Raw genomic sequence first — 16,425 nt, 5'->3', positions numbered from 1 at the left:
ATACCCTTGCCCTCTAGGTACGGGTGCTGAGTAGTGTTATCATCACCCCGTACCTCATCGAATGCGCCCCCGCTTGCCTGCCCAGCTTCGGGGGTTTTTCGTTTTACGCCATCCATGATTTCCCCTCCCGCGTCATCAGCCGATGAATCAAATCTGTGTCCATTCCTACGCGCTGTGCAATTAGCGTCGTGGCCCTTCGTTGGTCGAACCAATGCGGCAAGGCGTTGGCTATCTTTGCCACATGGGTGATTTCTTCAACGGTGCTGAGCGGGCGTAACTCGACTACACCAGCGCGGGCTACAAAGTCTGGATAGCTGATAATTTGGCTCATGTTTCACGCCTCCCCTGAACAGGTGCGGGCGCTTTCTTCGATCCATGCCAGCACATCATCGGCGCGGTAACGAACATGACGGCCTAGCTTTACAAAACGGGGGCCATCACCAGCCCAGCGGGCGCGTTCACACCATGCGGTAGACTTGCCAAGGTATCCGGCCAGAACTTTCTGATCCCAGAGTTGGGGGAGCGTGACGGTGTGTGAAGCGGGTAGGGTGCCGCCGTTATGCTGAGCGGTTTGTAAGTACGTGGTGTTTTGCATGATATGGCCTCATTCGGGTTTGAATAAGACCATTTCAACCTATAAGTACCTGACTAATAAGGGAAAAAAAGAAATCCAAAATTTCCCCTAGCAAGCTAACGCCTTGCCCCTTGCTGCCATTCAGGCGCGTCAGGCAGTCGCTGAATTATCTCTAGCCATGTCTGTTGGGTTGTTTTGTCTTGCCACTTGTCCCAGCTTTCAAAATGCTGTTTTTCAATGTCAGTCTTTCTGACCTCTGCGGTGTACTGCTTTTCTAAACTTGAGACCTGTCTATAGTTGGTGCTGCCCTGATCTTTCATCCATCGCGCTGCTTTGCTGGCTGCCTTTGGGAGCGATAGCCCGTGATAAATAAGGTTCATCATTAGCGTATAGGTTTGCCACTTTTCGGACTCTTTTTTGATCTTGCCTGCGGTGCCTTTTGTTTCGCCGTTAAACCTTTCGCTTGCGGCCTCGCCCATAGCCTTCACCAGTGCAGGGGGTGGGGTGACGTTAGCTTCAACGCATAACATTGTAGCGAGATCCATATAATGCGGATTTCGGCTCGCCCGCCACTGGAATACTAGATTAGCTCCAGCCTTCGCTATCTCGTACGAGGCAACGAATTGAAGTTCTAGCTGTGCAGATTCGGCTAAATAAATGTCGTCATTCTCCATACCAGCATCGGTTGCCGCCTTATGCGCCCGATCTAGTAAATTGCGGTGACGTAGGTAATCTTCATCTTCCAGACCTTTCATGCGCTCGCCTCCCGGTTAAACGGGATAACCTTGGCTGTTGGCTCCGGCTGGCCTTCTACCATGCGTTGCAGCTTTTGCAGCGCGTCGAGTTTTTCCTCTAGGTAGTCGTCATGTTCATAATTTCGGGCCTGAACTCCACCTAATCCGTGACTGGCTAAATAGCCACGTATCCAGCGGGGGACTTTGTACGGATCTTTGCCCAGCCGGGTTTCAATGGTTGCCCGGATGGTGCCAGCGGTAAAGGTTCCTTTTTCCAGTTCCCCGGCCTTGTCCATATCTTTGCGGATTCGGTTCACCAGATCATTTAGGTAAAGATCATGGGCGGGCTTTATGCCACCGTCACAACTGAACACATATTCACCAGCGCCGGTTATGCGATCAATACAGGCGATCACCTCCGGCATTAGGGGGATTTTGTGCTGGTAAGGTGTGGTTCTGCGGCCCTTGTAGTCCTGTATGGTCATGGTCAAATCTTCCCGGTCTATGTCATTCAGGGTGACGCGGGATAGCTGCTTAATGCGTTGTCCGCCGGTCAGAACGTGAATCATGCCAAGGGAGCGGCCCGGCTCTGGCTGCTCTTTCAGGCGCTTCCAATACGCTTGGAACTCCGAAAGGGAAAGGGCGCGTGTTCTAGCCTGGCTGGAGCCTTCCACCTTCACCATATCGCGGGCGGGATTCATCTTGATATTCATATTCCGCAGCCTTTCCGGGGCGCGCACGTTACCGCGCGCTTTGATTGCCTCGGTAAAGGCTGAACGGATATAAGAGCGGATCTTGTCGGCTTGGCGTAGCTTGCCCTGGTCACTAATAGTCGCAACGATTTTTATACAGTCGTCTAGGTCTACGTCAGCAGCCCGCTTGTTCCAGATCTTCCGCTGCTTTTTCTCAACGTCTGCGGTTATCTGGTTTTGCACATTCCGGGCTGATTTCTTGCCTTTGGATTCCAGCAGATCCACATAGCCGGTCAGCATATCGCCAAACGTGGCGGCGTCTGCGGCCTTGCGTTCGGGGCGGGGGTCTATGCCGTTGGCTAAATCTGCGTTGATCTCTTTTGCACGTTTACGGCCTGCTTCGGCGCTGGCTGCTACGCCTGAATAGCGGCCAATGGTGACGCCGATAACTTCGCCCTTAAAACGGGCCTGAAAGAATAGGGTCTTTCCGCCGCCCGGCATGATGCGTACACCGTAGCCTTGTATTGCAGTGTCCCAGACAATGCGGCGCTTTCCGTCTGTAGCTTCCAGCTTGTCTAGGTTGGTTTTGTTCAGTGTGTATTTTTTGCCGGGCTTTTTTCTTTCGGTCATGTTATCCCCTCGTGCATCGCTGGTGCATCAGTGGTGCATCACTTCAATTCAAAATTACGTGATACACAATAGGGACTATTATGGCCTAAGCGATTGAAAATTCAAAGCTCTTAATGGTCAACGGGGATTGTTAAAACTCAAAAAAAAGGACTTAAAATCTCTCGATCTCACGGTCGTGCCGGTTCGATTCCGGCTCGGAGCACCATCAAAATCAATAGTTTACGAAATTTCTCTCGAAATCTCTCCACCGCCTTTTTTCTCATGTAGACGTTATGTAGACAGATGAATGTACAGCTTCTCTACGCAAAACTATATTCTCGATGCATAGTAGTCTTGGTCAGCAAATCAGCTCGCCATATATCACTTAAATGAAAAACCTTTCAGCATTAATCCTTCGGTCGTGGTTACCTGTCGCCCGTGATAGTTAGCACCTTCTTAAGCTTTAGCTACATACAGTCCTATTGTGCGTGCAAAAATGAGAGTTCAAGCGATCACCTGGCGACAGTGCACAGAATGAGCTTAACTGCTTTTAATGTTTGGATATTAGGCGTTGGGATAAAAAGGGAATTCGAATTTATATCGGGGGTACTTCTCCGCTGCAATGAAGTCGCTGGTGGAGAAAACTGGACGGAGATTGTCGGAAGATGCCTAACCGGACCAAGCAAACGACGACTTTTTCGTTGCGCCTCCGGCTCCACTACAATGCCGCGCGTTTTGGCGGCGTTATATGCACTAAAAAGAGGGTTGCTTACTCATGATCGCGAAGATGGAAGAAGTCGTATTTGTCAAAAATGGCGAAGAGTTTTCTGGCGAAGTTTTAGGTGTGGAGAAGGAATATTTTTGGCTGTTGGTCATAAGCCTTCGAGAGGTTTACCTTGGCCATCCGAGTCGGGTATTCGAGCGTTCGGGAAGGAAATATTTCGAAATTTTTGATAGGTGTCAGTCGATTGATAATATATTTGATAAACATGGACGGGTTGCCACGGATTTATTTTTTTATTCGCGCGATCCAGAAGAATTGACCAGGATGCTCAAAATGTACCGTTTAGTGAATATACTTTAGCATTACTAATATGTCGCTAAATGCTTATAAAGGCGTGTCAGCCGACACGCTAAAGCGCGCAATGTACTCGGTTTTGGACTTTCCTTGAAATCTGAGTGTATGAATTTTAAAGCAATTTAAGGGGTGTCGTATGTGGCGATGGGATCAAGGCAGGCTTCAATACTTTTCATTAGATCGTATTCGAAGAATTGCTGCATGCATTACTGAATTGGATGGTGTCTCTTTAAATGCTGACCCCGACCCACTTCGTACACTTCTACCGTTAACCGTAGGCCTGCCCTTTGCGCCGGAGCATTATAGGGTGTGGCGGAATTATGCACGTGTGTTTAAAATTCTTGGATTAGCTAGCACAATTAATGGTCGCCTGCGCCCTACAAGTCTTTGTCGGAGGCTGATCGCAACCGGAGAAGAATATCTAACATATGACGCGTACCTACAATTTTTGGTGAAGGTTTTCTATTACCCATCACCAGCTTTTAAGGGATATAATGTTAATGACACTCAATCCTATCCTTATTGCGCTATTCTTAAGTATTTGATAGCTAATGCACATAATTCAGGTGATCCATCATTGACTGTGGAAGATGTTTTTAGTCGGCTTATAGGGAATAACGTCACCGGCTTAGAAGGAATAAATAGTTATGCAAACTTGGGAGCATCGAATTTTATTGGGCAGAATGACCAAATACGACAAGTTAGAGAAATGCTAGTTTTCATTAGCCAACTCAGTTTTCTGTCCTGGAATGATAGCCGTCTTTTTATCGATATTCATGCACTTGAAAATTTGAGCTCCGCTCAAGTTGAGGGGCTTGTATCTCCGATGAACGGTTTAAGGCACGAGGATTCTGAGTTTGAGATTCAAAGAATGTTCGATATCTCTCCGAATGAGGAAAGTTTGTTAGAACTCAAAGAGCCGAATACACCCGAGGATCTGGTTTTCACTGAAGGGCGGAAGATCAGAGTCTCACATCTCCGAACTGAGCGAAATCGTAAGGTCATCAAGCACTATTTCCAGCATGCAGAAAATTCAAAGTTATGCGATATTTGCCGAGTCGAGGTCGCAGGACGCTACCCATGGTTAAATAATTTAATCGAGGTGCATCATATTCTGCCTCTCGCTTCGCCACTGCACGTCGATCGCGCCGGGACTTCACTGAATGACTTGGTGGGGCTCTGTCCAAACTGTCATCGCGCGACCCATTCTTTCTACAAGATTGAGCTATCTAACGAAAATTTGGCTGATTTTGTGTCAGAGGAACATGCTAAAGAAACCTACTATCAGGTAAAATCGCAGTTCTTAAATATTTAGCATATACTGTATTGATATACAGTAATTCAGGTGAGCAACGATGGTACCCGTAGAACTCCTATCCGCAATTCCTATTCGACTATCAAAGCTGATTGAACGGGCTCTTGATACGGGCGTTGAGCTTGAGCAGCTATTAGAAGCTGAAGGGCTAACTTATGACGACCTTCGCTACAATCTCCCACCAGAACCCGTTGCCCTTCAGGGAGAGGCATATAAGGAACTGGACTGTTTTCGGCAGCCATTCCACGGCACCCCAGTGGTGAGTTTTTTTTCTGGGGCTGGCGGACTCGATCTCGGGTTCGAAGCAGCAGGCTTTGAGCACCTAGCTGTCATCGAACATAATGAAATATTTTGCGATACGTTGAGGGCGAATCGCGACTGGGATGTTATCGGCCCGCCATACAGCGATGGAGATGTATCACAAAGAACCCTATTATCAAGAGAGCTCGATGAAAAAGGAGTAAAAAAGCCATTTAACGGTGTTTTCATCGGAGGGCCACCGTGCCAGCCATTTTCCATTGCGGCAAATCAACGATTTTCTAAAAATGGCGATAACTTTAAGCGAACCGGATTCGCTCATGAGAAAAATGGAAACTTACTTTTTGACTATATTTGGTTCATTGAAAAGTATCTTCCTAAAGTGTTTGTTATTGAAAATGTACCGGGCTTAATTGATGTTGATGGGGGAGAACAGTTATCTAAAGTGTATAAATATCTCGAGGATAAGGGGTATAAAATACACGACCCTCTTAAGTTAAATGCAGCGCATTATTCAGTTCCGCAAAAGCGTGAGCGACTTTTTATTATTGGATATCGTGGCAAGAAAGACTTCACTCCGCCGAAAAAGGCTGAATCAATAATCGGTTGTATGCGGGCGTTATTGAATATTCGAAAAGACTGTCCTAACCACATAACTCGCAAGCACAAAGCTAGCTCGGTTAAACGTTATATCAATCTAGACGTTGGAAAGCGAGATCAGTTAGGTAGAGTCGATCGGCTAAATCCCAGCATGCCGTCGAAAACTGTTATTGCAGGTGGGTCTGCTGGTGGCGGAAGGTCTCACCTGCACCCGTTTATTCCCAGAACGCTTAGTGTTCGAGAGTGTGCTCGTCTTCAGACCTTTCCCGATAACTATATTTTTACGGGCTCGTCTGCGCGTCAGTTTACACAAGTTGGAAATGCTGTGCCGCCTGTCTTGGGCGCACAGATCGCACTAGCAATTTACAATTCTTTCTTCAAAGTTTAATGAAGCGTTGCTCACCGAAAATTTTTTCGTTGCGTTCCAAAATTGTCGGTGAGCGCGATATTAGACCTCTGGTTTAAAAGCTATGGCCACTAACCATTTATCTACACATACACCGCCCGGGCGGCGAGCGCCAACTGAACTAAATATATTCGCTCGGAGTCCTCTCGCCTTCATGTGGAATATAGTTGTTAACAGAACTCCTAGGAGGAGAGCGTGGATAAGACTGGTTTTTGCTTCAGGAGTAGCCGACGAAATACTGCTATTCGGTCACTCATCGGCGGGCTCCCATCCTCTGTAGTCACCTTCAAGGGCGAATTCGCCTGAATCAGCTTGCTGATACCATGCAGCAAAATCTTCAGCGCTAGCATTGAGGCGCGACCTGTTCCTCCGAAACAACTGATTATGCCGCCATTGTTTCAGCCAAAGACTTTCCTGCGGTCGCTCTGACCACCCTTGGCGGTGGGCCCAGGTCATGAACCGATCTAGCTGTTCCTGGCTTTTAAACACGGCTCCATATTTGCTGACTCTTGGTAAAGCTTCGATCGCACGTCGTACCTTCTCAAGCGCATTGCCGATGGCTTTGCGCTCGTGAGGTTGTGCTGCGAGGATCTGGACTACCTTTCCGGCCCTTACGCTAATATCACCAGTTAGCTTCTTTTTCAGGTAATCACGACGCGCTATTTTAGGGCCGTGTTTGGTATTCCATTTTTCGTGTGCTTCCGCCAGGAGCCATCCCATGAGGCCAACCTGGTGCCGTTCGCATTCAATCCATCCGGGGGCCCTGGCTCTGGCGCTTATGCCGTAACGGTTGCCCCTTATATCGCCCTGATCAGTTTTGCCTTGAGCTTTGCTTAGGTAACCAGCCGCCTTGGCAACATAGCTCCCGGCTTTCTGCGGGTCTTTGATTTTCTCCAAATGCGCAAACCCGTGACCCCATAGTTTCTCGAGACGGGCGGCCCAAGCTTCGAAGTGACGGTGGTCTACACGCCATTTCATCATTATATGCAAATGCGGGTTCTCGCCCATGTATTCGCCGGTTTCCGTGTCGATCCGGTCGGGGTTCTCAGCTACCCATAAATAAGCCAAGGGCTCAGGTTCAAATTTGATCGGCGTTGCAACTGCGTCGAACTGATCACCCTTCGATGCTGGGCGTTTTTTGGCGACGCACTTTCGCGAGCCTGCAACCTTTACTGCTTCGCCCTGGTCATTCTGATACTGCCACCCGCGTTGATACATTTTATTCGCGGCTTCAAAAAAACGGCTCGCCTCTTTTTGCACGGACCACTTCCATCCCATTTTCAGGGGCGTATACAGCGCGCCACTTTTCTCGTGCCGTATTTCTCCGGCCTGGTAGTTTATTTCTGCGACGTTATATCGCGGGGTTTCACTTTCCAAATCATAACGTACCCCCAGCGGGCCCTGTTTCGCCCTGGCGGACTCTAGTGGTATTACCGGGAAACCGGATTCGTTTGCGGGAAACATGGGAACCATGATGCGACGCCCAAGTTTTTCACGTGCCTCTTGGCTCAATGTGAGTGTTGCGAACGTTGAAAACCCGCCACGTTGGCAAGCCATGTAATAACAGGATTCCGATATTTTCCGTGCACCACGCTCTGTGAGCATCGCGGTAACACGGTCTCCTGCGTTGTCCGGAGTCTGTGCACCGGCACCTGGTCTGGTGTCCATTCTGATCCGGTATTCATCAGCCCACTTTCGATATTCAATAACGGTCCACGTGCCTGCCTGATCGAGGTTATGTGCGTATCCTGGTTTCGCCATTTCCAACTGTATTGGCACCGGCTTGCGCCGGGGTGCTGGCCGGTTGAAATATGCTCCAGTCGAACCTGGGAATCGGTCTGTCGGACTTTTCGACGCCTTGACTAGCCTATTAGCTTCAGCTCGCCTTTGGCTCACTTCCGCCTCACGAGCAGCCCGCTGCTCCTGAACTTTGAGCTTCAGCTCCGGGTGCACCCGATCAATAAATGGTCCATAAGATCCATCAAAAAACCGGGCCGCAGATGCCTGCGCCCGGTTTAGGGTTTCTTTACTGGTATAGCTGGGTTTCATGTCACACCGCCACCGGTTTATATGCCTTGTTAAACAACGGCTCTCCGAATAACGGCGTACCTGAACCTAGTAGGGTTAGGGTCGTGTACGAGGAAGGTAAGGGGACCCGCTCTCCAGCCCCTATTAGGTACAAAGCAAGTGAGGGCAGCGAGGTACCCACCCACCGGGTACCCCTTGCGGCGCGTGGGGTCGAACCTATCCAGACAGGTACAGCTGCATCTGAAGCAATTGCTGAAGAGGCTGTCGCGGCAAGTGACACTTCATGTTCGCTTCGGATTAGCAGTTCAATGGACACACACATGAAAATCGCCAGCATGCAGCCCGGCAGCAAGCGGCTCACAACGCCACCGTTTGGGAGGTTGAAAACCGAACTTGTTTCTCGATGTAGTCGTTGAGATCGCTCAGTCGATATCGAACTGCGCGGCTACCTACCTTGATAAAGGGAACGCGCGCACCGGCCCAACGATCGCGTTCAAGGAACGCCTTGCTTATGCCCAGGTATTGAGCGGCTTCTTTCGTATTCAAAAGTTGTTTCAACATGGTTTGCCCTCGATCGTTTAATCACTGGGCAAATTCTTATTGAAAACGTTTGAGGATAGAAGGCGTGTGCTAAGTAGAGGTATGCTTGTGCTTAGCAGAGTCACACCAAAACGTTTACAGGACTTTTTTTCAGGACAAGGATGATTTATGCGAAAGGCCGAATATTTGACACCGAAACTTGAGGTGACCGACTTTCCATCAGCTATTGAATGGTCTTTTGCTAAGGATGCGCATGTGGAGGAGGGCGGAATTTGCCTCTCCTATGACGACCTAGAAAGTCGAGACGAAGGTGACACTCATCGCTGGCTGAGGAGGGTAGCTAAAGAGTCACTTGAGGAATTGGAATATCTTGTGTACGACGCAGGCGTAGGTATTCGGGGACATAATAGTTTTTGCGACGGAGCTGCAAAGAGAGATAGCAAATTTGTGCTCTACGAAGCACTTCGGCGCTGGGCTCTATTGGATGATGATCAACTCTTTAAAAAACTGGAGTTTGCGAGACATTGCAATCTCTTGTTAGTGACCACTTTCCGAGACAGAAAAGTTTTGAAGATGCGTGTAGATCGACTGGCCGCTGACTATAACTTCCCCATTGTCTTCTCATACCCGGTGAAAGGCTCTGATGGAAGATGGCGACTCCACTGTGTGCCTAATAGGCAAATATCTGCGGTTGCAATGTTCCACGAATCATCAAGCTACAAGCTAGAAATTGACGAGAAAACCACTTGGGCCGATTTCAAATTCAGGCCCTCAGGTCCATCGGAGGACTATTTTTTCCTCTACCATGTGAAGAGTCTTTTCTTCGAGTTTTTTGGTCAAAAAGGGGGAACAGCGAACCCACGGTCGAAATGTCCGGGTGAGTTCATCATTCGAAACGATGCCAAGGAGGTTGCTAGATTCAGAGTATCAATGCCTATGGGCCAAGTTGAAGCTATGATTAGCGGTCGCCTAAGGCGAACTGAATTACCTGCATTTATTGACTTGATTAAAAATGAAGCAGCGAAAGGAGAAGTCACCTTGGAAATTGGAGCTGCCTCAGGTTCCAAGTGCTATTGAGGTATATCACCTTTGGAGAATGCTCCAATCCATTTTGCTACAGTTGTTTCTGGGTCAGCAGGGTTCAGGATCGACTTCCCGGTATAATCGCAGTTTATTTCAGCGGGCAATGACTGCCAAATGCGCCGGGCAGCATCTCTATTCGATCGACCTTGATGCTGGTCTAGCCATTTCCCATAAATAGCCTTTTTTAGTGGTAAATATTTTTGACTCTTTCCTTTCCCTCCTTTCGATGCCACTGTCTTTCGGTATTGATCAACCGGAACTTTTAGTTCCGGGTTTAGATTGAGAACTTTCGCAGCGTAAGCAAGCTTTGACCCTTCAATCGCATAGCGCCCAAACCGCCAATAGAGTTCTTCAACGTCGCCAGACCGGTCTAGCCTAGCTTCTTCTCGGACTGCGACCGCAATAATGGCAAGGGCCGCCATTGCATAAGCTTCATACATTTTGAGAGAACACCCAAAAGCTTCGCTCGGATCTATTCCTTTGTTGGTTAAGCTGTTGAGGCACATTGTTTGCGCTCCTCCACAATAATCCCCATCGAGATCGCCATTTAACCAGTCTTCTGAAGAAGGGTTGAAGTCTGGCGACCTAGCGTGTAGGAAGTCATCGAAGGATTTGACCGCCTGAGCTATCTCGGAAGGCGAGAATCGCCCCAATAACTCCGAGGCAGTGGCTTCAATATCGTAAAAATCGGGGTCGAAATAGCTTGGTGTAACCCCGCTCTTCGCTTCATATTGATCGAAGATATAGTTGTCATTTGATTGCATAAAATATGATGTCCTTTAGATCGCTGTATTCGATGACCGGTTTTATCCCGCGGTGGCTTACTGCGTATGACTCAGAAAAAAGCTGGTAATTTTCTGCATTGGAGCTCGCAATCGCTCAACGTCGAAAATGATGTAACCGTCGGTCACATCGTTCGGATCTTTGTGGTTCATGAGTCGCTTCAGAGCATAAGCCGGTATGTCGAGACGTTCAGCAGCGGTAATAAACGTGCGTCGCAGGTCGTGCAGAGTGAATGTGACCCCAGAAAGTTTAGAGACACGTTTGATCGCTGTGCGGGGCTCAGAGAGATGTCCTCGCTCTGCGTCACTGGGAAATACATACGGGCTTTCCTGCTCCTCAGAACGACGCTTTAACAACGCTTCGATGGCGTCACTGAAGGGCAGGCGATGCGCTCGGCCATTTTTGGTGTCAGTGATGATCAGGGTCTTCTCTTTGAAGTCGATTTGTTTCCAGGTAAGCGTTGCCGCCTCAGTTCGGCGCAACCCGGTAAGCAGCACCAGGTGAAGATAATCCCGCGTGGTTTGCGTGTTCAGTTGCATGGTGGCGTCATACCACGCCTTAAGCTGATGATCTTTGATCAGGCTTTGTCGGCGTTCCACCTTGTACCAGGCGCGTTGATGGCTCAGTACGTCAACCGGGTTTGCCACCAGGAAGGGTTTGCCGGCGGCGTCTTGGTATCGCTGCAAGGCGTGATTGAACACGGCCCGTAAGATGCGCATTCCGTTGTCAGCTCGTGCGGGGCTGCGTTGCCCGTATTCCGCATGGCGATTCAGCACCATATCCCGGTTAATGTCTTTTAAGGCTTTGCTCTGCCAGTCCTTAAACATTTCCCGCATGGAGCGGTTGTAGTCGTTGAGCGTATTTGGCTTTAGGGTTTTGCGAGTGACCAGGTAATCTTCAAAGGCGTCGTTTAGCGTGACGCGTTGCGCCCGCTGCTCCTGGGCTTCCCGAATCGGGTTTATACCGGTTGCAACTTTGCCCAAATATTTCTGTGCTTCTTTGCGGGCCTGCTCAAGCGTCAGGTTGCCATATCGGCCAAGCGTCTTTCGCGTAACCCGGCCATCCACTCGTTTTTCTACGATGAACGATTTGGCTCCGCCACTGGTGACGCGTAAACCAAAACCGGCGATGACCGAATCCCGATAAAACGCCTGGCTGGATTTACCACCCGGACCAATCTGGGGCAGGGGAACTTTGTCGATAAAGCTCTTGGTAATTCTCAAGGGTAGGGCTCCACTCGCATTCGTCGGAAAGTCTCTTGCGTCCTTATGTAGACACTATGTAGACAGAATCGATCAAATAATAGCGGATTTCTTCAAACAACTGCAAATTTCAATTTTTTGTCAAGGCTCGTAAACTGCTGTTTTATATTGCTTATTAAAACAATTTCCAACTTATTCAAAAAAGGACGCTAATAACTTAAAATCTCTCGACCCCTGGGTCGTGCCGGTTCGATTCCGGCCCGGAGCACCATTACTTTTTCGCCATAGCCTCCAGCATCCGGTTCACCGCTTCCAGATGCTCCGGCTCGTTATGGCACATGCCCTGGAAATTCGCACACACATCCAGAAAATCCTTCAGCTCCATCCGAGGGGCCATTTTCATCAGGCGCTTGGTGAGCCGTGTGGCTTTCGGGGGCTGGCTAGCGATGCGGTTGGCCATGGCATTTGCTGCGGTGAGCAGTTCGTCCGGCGCTACCACGTCCAGAACAATACCGAGTTCCTTGGCTTCCGTAGCATCAATCACGCGGCCAGTCAGTGTCAGCTCAAAGGCTCGCTGGTAGCCGATCAAACGCTGCATAAACCAGGCACCGCCGTCGCCGGGGATGATGCCGAGGTTCAGGAAGGTTTCGCCGAATTTTGCGCTTTCCGAGGCAATGCGGATATCGGCCATGTTGGCCAGGTCGAAGCCTGCGCCGATGGCGGGGCCGTTTACGGCGGCGATGATGGGGGCTTCCACGTTCTGCAGAGCCAGGGGGATTCGCTGGATGCCTTTGCGGTAGCGGTCTGCGCATTCGGCCACGTCGCCGGCAAAATCACCACTGCGGTTGGCCATGTCGCGGATATTGCCGCCGGCGCTGAAGGCGGAACCGGCGCCGGTAATCACCAGTACTGAAACGTCGTCGCACTGGTTCACCCATTCTGCGGTGGTCACGATGTCTTCGATCAGGTTGGAGCCCGTGAGGGCGTTGCGCAGGTCGTGGCGGTTCAGGGTGAGGGTGGCTACCCGGTTTTCCAGGGTCAGCAGTGCATCGGTGAGTTGGGGTACGTTGATCATTTGGTGGTTCCTTGTTGTCGTTCAGCGCGTATCTTCGCGTGCGGGAACCGGGTTAATCAACTGCCAGCCGCGCCTTTCGATACCGGTTCACCTCAGTCCAGCCATGAACGGCGAGGGCCGAGAACACGATTGCCCCACCGATCAGACTGAGTTTCGGAGGCACTTCACCGAGAAACAGCCACACCAGGAAGGAGCCCAAGACAGTTTCCAGCAACAGCATAAGGCTGACTTCCGCCGCCGGAATGTAGCGGGGGCCGATCTGGATAAGGATGCAGGCAGTGGGCAGAAAAACCAGGCAGAGCAGGGCAATAAAGAAAAAGTCCCGGGAAGAAGGCATCTGAACACCGCCTAGCAGGGCAGCCACGCCAGCCAGCGCCACCGCGCCGAACATAAGCATCACGCTCATATCGCTTTCAGGTTTGGAGCGGGCCACGTTGAGATTTGAGGCAAGAGCTGTCGCGGCAACCACGGCCATCATCAGGCCCAGGGGATCGCCTTTGCCGAATTCACCGACGGCCATCAGGGTAGCGCCCGAAACGCACACCAGAATGATGACCCAGGTTCTGAGGGGCAGTGTTTCTTTCCATACCGCCCATGCGATTACCGCAGCAATCACCGGTGCGGTGTTCAGGATGACCAGTACGTTGCCGGCGGCGGTGTTTTTCATGCCCACCACAAATCCCAGGGTGCTGATGGCAAACGCACCGGCACAGAACAGCCCCTTGCGGCCGCATTTGCGGATTTCAGGGACCAGGCGTGAACGGTATCTGGCCCAGCTGATCACAAAAAAGCTGATGGCCAGCAACAGGCCCCGCCAGAACAGGAAGACCACGGGGTCCACGGAGGTGATCTTCACCAGCAGCGCATCCGGGACGATAAAAAGCACGCCCAGGGCTGCGATGGTTAGTCCTTTGATTCGGGTTGTCTGCAAATCAGGTTCGCCTGTTCAATGGGCTGGGTCAGGGGTTGTCCTGCTTTGGCAGCGGCTGGATGCTGTTGATGTCGCCGGATGGTACGGCCGGATCGTCTTTAATGATCACAAAGATACCGCCCCCAATGATTGCGATGGCGACAATGGCTTTGAGGATTGTTAATTTCGACATGAACGGCTCCTCTCTGCAATATTTGGCTTCCGGTTAGAGCCTATGGGCAGCGGGCGTCTATAACAACCTCAATGGCGAAAAACTGAGCATCCTACAAAAGTCGCTTCGACAGTATAGGCGGTCTCGGCAATACTTTGACTAAGTTAGTGAAGAGGGTGGTTCGGCAGGTCTTCCCAAAATCGTGCGGAGCCAGGGATGGCGGAGCCGAGCGTACAAGGACGTATTTACAGCGTATGTTGGGAAGACCTGCCGGACCGCCCCAGGCACCGAAGCCGAATCAAATGGAGTATTTTTATGACCGAGCAATCAGGACCACTGGTCCAGAAACACAGTGAAAACGGAATCACCACGCTTACACTGAATCAGCCTGACCGGCGCAATAGCCTTTCCATGGGAATGCTTGATGCTTTGGCTGACGCACTTGCGGATATCGCAACGGACGACGCTACACGAGTGGTGGTTCTTGCGGCTGCGGGCAAGGTCTTTTGTGCAGGGCACGATCTCAAGGAAATCCGCGATCAGCTTGATAGCCATGAATTCCAATTGGCGCTGTTTAACCGGTGCAGTGAGGTGATGCAGCAAATTGTGAATCTGCCAAAGCCGGTGATTGCTCGAGTGGCCGGTGTCGCAACCGCGGCGGGATGTCAGTTGGTCGCCAGCTGTGATCTGGCTGTGGCGGCGGATTCGGCACGTTTTGCCACGCCAGGTGTAAACATCGGGCTGTTCTGTTCAACGCCTATGGTGGCGCTGTCCCGTAACGTTTCACGCAAGCATGCTATGGAGATGCTGCTTACAGGGGAGCTGATCAGTGCAGTTCGTGCAGAGCAGTTGGGGCTGGTAAACCGGATTGTTGATGAGTCGCTGCTGGATGAGACGGTATACACCATGGCCCGCACAATTGCTGAAAAATCCGGGCATACGTTGAAGATTGGCAAGGGCGCTTTCTACAAGCAGCTGGAGATGCCACTGGCGGACGCTTATGAATATACGGCCAAGGTGATGGCAGAAAACATGCGTGCTGACGACGCGAGGGAGGGTATCTGTGCGTTCCTGGATAAGCGCAAGCCGGAATGGAAGGACAGTTAACGGGTTTTGCAGTTCTGTTTTCCCAGCTTGAGGCGATCTCCGGAAGCAATTCCATTCGCCTCAAAAAAACCAACGTTCATTTCTACGGCAACTATAAACCCAACGCCTGCAGGGTAGCTCGGGCATCTCGCACCGTTGGTCGATTTACACGGCTCCATCTGCTGAATGTTGCCGATAACGCCGTTCTCATCCAGATAAGCAATATCCAGAGGAATGAGCGTCTGGTACATCCAGAAGCCATGATCCGGGCTCTGCTGTTCCTGGTACTGAAACAGCATGCCCGAATTGGCTGCGAGGGATTCGCGCCCCATGAGGCCTTTGTGGCGCTCCTGCGGCGCCTGTGCCAGTTCCAGGCTGACGTTTACCATTCCAGAGTCTGTCGTAAAACAGCCTTCAACGACCGGCAAGCCGGCTGAAGGCTCTTGAGCATCTGAGCCGGCAGAACAGCCTGCCAGAATGGCTGCAAAACAGAGCAGGGCGCAGCGGGACCGCATCAGGAGCGTAACCGATAGCCGGTTTTGAAAATCCACCAGATCCCCGCCATACATGCCGCCAGGAACAGCAGGGTCATACCCACGCTTATTCCAACGTGCACATCCGAGACACCGTAAAATGCCCAGCGAAAACCGCTGATCAGGTATACCACCGGGTTAAACAGGCTGATGGTCTGCCAGATTTCCGGCAGCATATCGATGGAATAAAAGGTGCCGCCAAGAAAGGTCAGCGGGGTCACAATCATCATGGGAACTATCTGAAGTTTTTCAAACCCGTCAGCCCATATGCCGATGATGAACCCGAACATGCTGAAGGTTACGGCCGTCAGTGCCAGGAAAGAAAGCATCCAGAAGGGGTGCAGAACGCTGTAGTCTACAAATAACCTGGCAGTCAGCAGTATGATCAGCCCAAGTATTACTGATTTAGTGGCTGCAGCGCCCACATAGCCCAGCACTATTTCGACGTAGGACACAGGTGCAGAAAGCACCTCATAAATAGTACCGGAGAATTTTGGCATGTAGATGCCGAAAGAGGCGTTGGAGATGCTTTGCATCAACAGGGAAAGCATGACGAGACCGGGAATGATGTACGCGGCGTATTCGATGTTATCGATATTGCCCATGCGCGAACCAATTGCTGACCCGAAAACAACAAAATACAGGCAGGTGGATATGACTGGCGAGAGCACGCTCTGCATCAGGGTGCGACGCATGCGGGACATTTCAAAATTGTAGATGGCTTTAACACCGTAAAAATTCATGCCT

Annotated in this window: 18 protein-coding genes; 5 read left to right on the top strand and 13 right to left on the bottom strand. The window is 50.6% G+C overall.

Features of this window, described 5'->3' with window-relative positions; translation table 11 throughout:
• Positions 1 to 103 precede the first annotated feature (103 nt).
• The 4 genes from BUA49_RS13990 to BUA49_RS13975 form a co-directional block, all read right to left on the bottom strand.
• A complete protein-coding gene (locus BUA49_RS13990) occupies positions 104 to 331 on the bottom strand; it encodes a hypothetical protein (RefSeq protein ID WP_072798638.1) in 228 nt (75 codons plus the stop codon).
• Between the two features lie 3 nt (positions 332 to 334).
• A complete protein-coding gene (locus tag BUA49_RS18085) occupies positions 335 to 595 on the bottom strand; it encodes a helix-turn-helix transcriptional regulator (RefSeq protein WP_228704499.1) in 261 nt (86 codons plus the stop codon).
• Positions 596 to 690: 95 nt separating this feature from the next.
• Positions 691 to 1,329: a hypothetical protein gene (locus BUA49_RS13980; RefSeq protein WP_072798636.1), complete on the bottom strand. Its 639-nt coding sequence runs from the start codon at positions 1,327 to 1,329 to the stop codon at positions 691 to 693.
• Positions 1,326 to 2,630, bottom strand: coding sequence for an integrase family protein (locus BUA49_RS13975; protein ID WP_072798635.1), 1,305 nt, complete (start codon positions 2,628 to 2,630; stop codon positions 1,326 to 1,328). The genes BUA49_RS13980 and BUA49_RS13975 overlap by 4 nt, the downstream gene beginning before the upstream one ends.
• Positions 2,631 to 3,396: 766 nt before the next feature.
• Here BUA49_RS13975 and BUA49_RS13970 point away from each other — a divergent pair.
• From BUA49_RS13970 to BUA49_RS13960, 3 genes are all read left to right on the top strand, one after another.
• Complete coding sequence (locus tag BUA49_RS13970) at positions 3,397 to 3,693, top strand: hypothetical protein (RefSeq protein ID WP_139248790.1); 297 nt, start codon at positions 3,397 to 3,399, stop codon at positions 3,691 to 3,693.
• A gap of 130 nt (positions 3,694 to 3,823) precedes the next feature.
• Complete coding sequence (locus tag BUA49_RS13965; protein WP_072798631.1) at positions 3,824 to 5,002, top strand: HNH endonuclease; 1,179 nt, start codon at positions 3,824 to 3,826, stop codon at positions 5,000 to 5,002.
• A gap of 40 nt (positions 5,003 to 5,042) precedes the next feature.
• On the top strand, positions 5,043 to 6,248 hold the full coding sequence (locus tag BUA49_RS13960) for a DNA cytosine methyltransferase (RefSeq protein WP_072798629.1): 1,206 nt from the start codon (positions 5,043 to 5,045) through the stop codon (positions 6,246 to 6,248).
• Positions 6,249 to 6,515: 267 nt separating this feature from the next.
• Here the strand turns inward: BUA49_RS13960 and BUA49_RS13955 are convergent, their stop codons facing one another.
• Positions 6,516 to 8,315, bottom strand: a complete 1,800-nt coding sequence (locus tag BUA49_RS13955) for a hypothetical protein (protein ID WP_072798627.1) — start codon at positions 8,313 to 8,315, stop codon at positions 6,516 to 6,518.
• A gap of 336 nt (positions 8,316 to 8,651) precedes the next feature.
• Positions 8,652 to 8,855 (bottom strand): helix-turn-helix transcriptional regulator, encoded by a 204-nt coding sequence (locus tag BUA49_RS13950; protein ID WP_072798625.1) that lies wholly within the window; start codon positions 8,853 to 8,855, stop codon positions 8,652 to 8,654.
• A gap of 147 nt (positions 8,856 to 9,002) precedes the next feature.
• Here BUA49_RS13950 and BUA49_RS13945 point away from each other — a divergent pair, with 147 nt between their 5' ends.
• Entirely contained in the window at positions 9,003 to 9,911 is a 909-nt protein-coding gene (locus BUA49_RS13945) for a hypothetical protein (RefSeq protein ID WP_072798623.1), read from the top strand.
• Here the strand turns inward: BUA49_RS13945 and BUA49_RS13940 are convergent.
• The 5 genes from BUA49_RS13940 to BUA49_RS17810 all read right to left on the bottom strand — a co-directional run bounded on the left by BUA49_RS13940 (position 9,905) and on the right by BUA49_RS17810 (position 14,080).
• A complete protein-coding gene (locus tag BUA49_RS13940; protein WP_072798621.1) occupies positions 9,905 to 10,681 on the bottom strand; it encodes a hypothetical protein in 777 nt (258 codons plus the stop codon). The genes BUA49_RS13945 and BUA49_RS13940 overlap by 7 nt on opposite strands.
• Positions 10,682 to 10,738: 57 nt before the next feature.
• Positions 10,739 to 11,923 carry a tyrosine-type recombinase/integrase gene (locus tag BUA49_RS13935; protein WP_072798620.1) on the bottom strand — a complete coding sequence of 395 codons (1,185 nt, stop codon included), beginning with the start codon at positions 11,921 to 11,923 and terminating at the stop codon, positions 10,739 to 10,741.
• A 250-nt stretch (positions 11,924 to 12,173) separates the two neighbouring features.
• Positions 12,174 to 12,977, bottom strand: a complete 804-nt coding sequence (locus BUA49_RS13930) for an enoyl-CoA hydratase-related protein (RefSeq protein ID WP_072798618.1) — start codon at positions 12,975 to 12,977, stop codon at positions 12,174 to 12,176.
• 52 nt (positions 12,978 to 13,029) lie between these two features.
• Positions 13,030 to 13,908, bottom strand: coding sequence for a DMT family transporter (locus BUA49_RS13925; RefSeq protein ID WP_072798617.1), 879 nt, complete (start codon positions 13,906 to 13,908; stop codon positions 13,030 to 13,032).
• 28 nt (positions 13,909 to 13,936) lie between these two features.
• Entirely contained in the window at positions 13,937 to 14,080 is a 144-nt protein-coding gene (locus BUA49_RS17810; protein WP_175547592.1) for a hypothetical protein, read from the bottom strand.
• Between the two features lie 294 nt (positions 14,081 to 14,374).
• Between BUA49_RS17810 and BUA49_RS13920 the strand changes: the two genes are divergently transcribed.
• The gene (locus BUA49_RS13920) at positions 14,375 to 15,166 is read left to right on the top strand and encodes an enoyl-CoA hydratase (RefSeq protein WP_072798615.1); all 792 of its coding nucleotides are present in this window, start codon (positions 14,375 to 14,377) and stop codon (positions 15,164 to 15,166) included.
• On the opposite strand, the gene BUA49_RS13915 is transcribed toward BUA49_RS13920, so the two are convergent.
• Together BUA49_RS13915 and BUA49_RS13910 are read right to left on the bottom strand one after the other, a co-directional pair.
• Complete coding sequence (locus tag BUA49_RS13915; RefSeq protein ID WP_228704498.1) at positions 15,163 to 15,696, bottom strand: DUF192 domain-containing protein; 534 nt, start codon at positions 15,694 to 15,696, stop codon at positions 15,163 to 15,165. The two genes, BUA49_RS13920 and BUA49_RS13915, sit on opposite strands and share 4 nt — an antisense overlap.
• Positions 15,660 to 16,421, bottom strand: coding sequence for an ABC transporter permease (locus BUA49_RS13910; protein WP_072798611.1), 762 nt, complete (start codon positions 16,419 to 16,421; stop codon positions 15,660 to 15,662). The genes BUA49_RS13915 and BUA49_RS13910 overlap by 37 nt, the downstream gene beginning before the upstream one ends.
• Between the last annotated feature and the right edge of the window lie 4 nt (positions 16,422 to 16,425).

The organism is Marinobacter antarcticus (genome assembly GCF_900142385.1).
Taxonomy (GTDB): Bacteria; Pseudomonadota; Gammaproteobacteria; order Pseudomonadales; family Oleiphilaceae; genus Marinobacter; species Marinobacter antarcticus.
Note: the sequence above shows the minus strand (reverse complement) of the source record. Positions and strands in the feature narration are given on the sequence as shown.

What these genes read in the sequence shown, in the direction of transcription:
- BUA49_RS13990 (WP_072798638.1), bottom strand. Translation starts at nt 331, where the DNA reads ATGAGCCAAATTATCAGCTATCCAGACTTTGTAGCCCGCGCTGGTGTA.
- BUA49_RS18085 (WP_228704499.1), bottom strand. Translation starts at nt 595, where the DNA reads ATGCAAAACACCACGTACTTACAAACCGCTCAGCATAACGGCGGCACC.
- BUA49_RS13980 (WP_072798636.1), bottom strand. Translation starts at nt 1,329, where the DNA reads ATGAAAGGTCTGGAAGATGAAGATTACCTACGTCACCGCAATTTACTA.
- BUA49_RS13975 (WP_072798635.1), bottom strand. Translation starts at nt 2,630, where the DNA reads ATGACCGAAAGAAAAAAGCCCGGCAAAAAATACACACTGAACAAAACC.
- BUA49_RS13970 (WP_139248790.1), top strand. Translation starts at nt 3,397, where the DNA reads ATGGAAGAAGTCGTATTTGTCAAAAATGGCGAAGAGTTTTCTGGCGAA.
- BUA49_RS13965 (WP_072798631.1), top strand. Translation starts at nt 3,824, where the DNA reads ATGTGGCGATGGGATCAAGGCAGGCTTCAATACTTTTCATTAGATCGT.
- BUA49_RS13960 (WP_072798629.1), top strand. Translation starts at nt 5,043, where the DNA reads ATGGTACCCGTAGAACTCCTATCCGCAATTCCTATTCGACTATCAAAG.
- BUA49_RS13955 (WP_072798627.1), bottom strand. Translation starts at nt 8,315, where the DNA reads ATGAAACCCAGCTATACCAGTAAAGAAACCCTAAACCGGGCGCAGGCA.
- BUA49_RS13950 (WP_072798625.1), bottom strand. Translation starts at nt 8,855, where the DNA reads ATGTTGAAACAACTTTTGAATACGAAAGAAGCCGCTCAATACCTGGGC.
- BUA49_RS13945 (WP_072798623.1), top strand. Translation starts at nt 9,003, where the DNA reads ATGCGAAAGGCCGAATATTTGACACCGAAACTTGAGGTGACCGACTTT.
- BUA49_RS13940 (WP_072798621.1), bottom strand. Translation starts at nt 10,681, where the DNA reads ATGCAATCAAATGACAACTATATCTTCGATCAATATGAAGCGAAGAGC.
- BUA49_RS13930 (WP_072798618.1), bottom strand. Translation starts at nt 12,977, where the DNA reads ATGATCAACGTACCCCAACTCACCGATGCACTGCTGACCCTGGAAAAC.
- BUA49_RS17810 (WP_175547592.1), bottom strand. Translation starts at nt 14,080, where the DNA reads ATGTCGAAATTAACAATCCTCAAAGCCATTGTCGCCATCGCAATCATT.
- BUA49_RS13920 (WP_072798615.1), top strand. Translation starts at nt 14,375, where the DNA reads ATGACCGAGCAATCAGGACCACTGGTCCAGAAACACAGTGAAAACGGA.
- BUA49_RS13910 (WP_072798611.1), bottom strand. Translation starts at nt 16,421, where the DNA reads ATGAATTTTTACGGTGTTAAAGCCATCTACAATTTTGAAATGTCCCGC.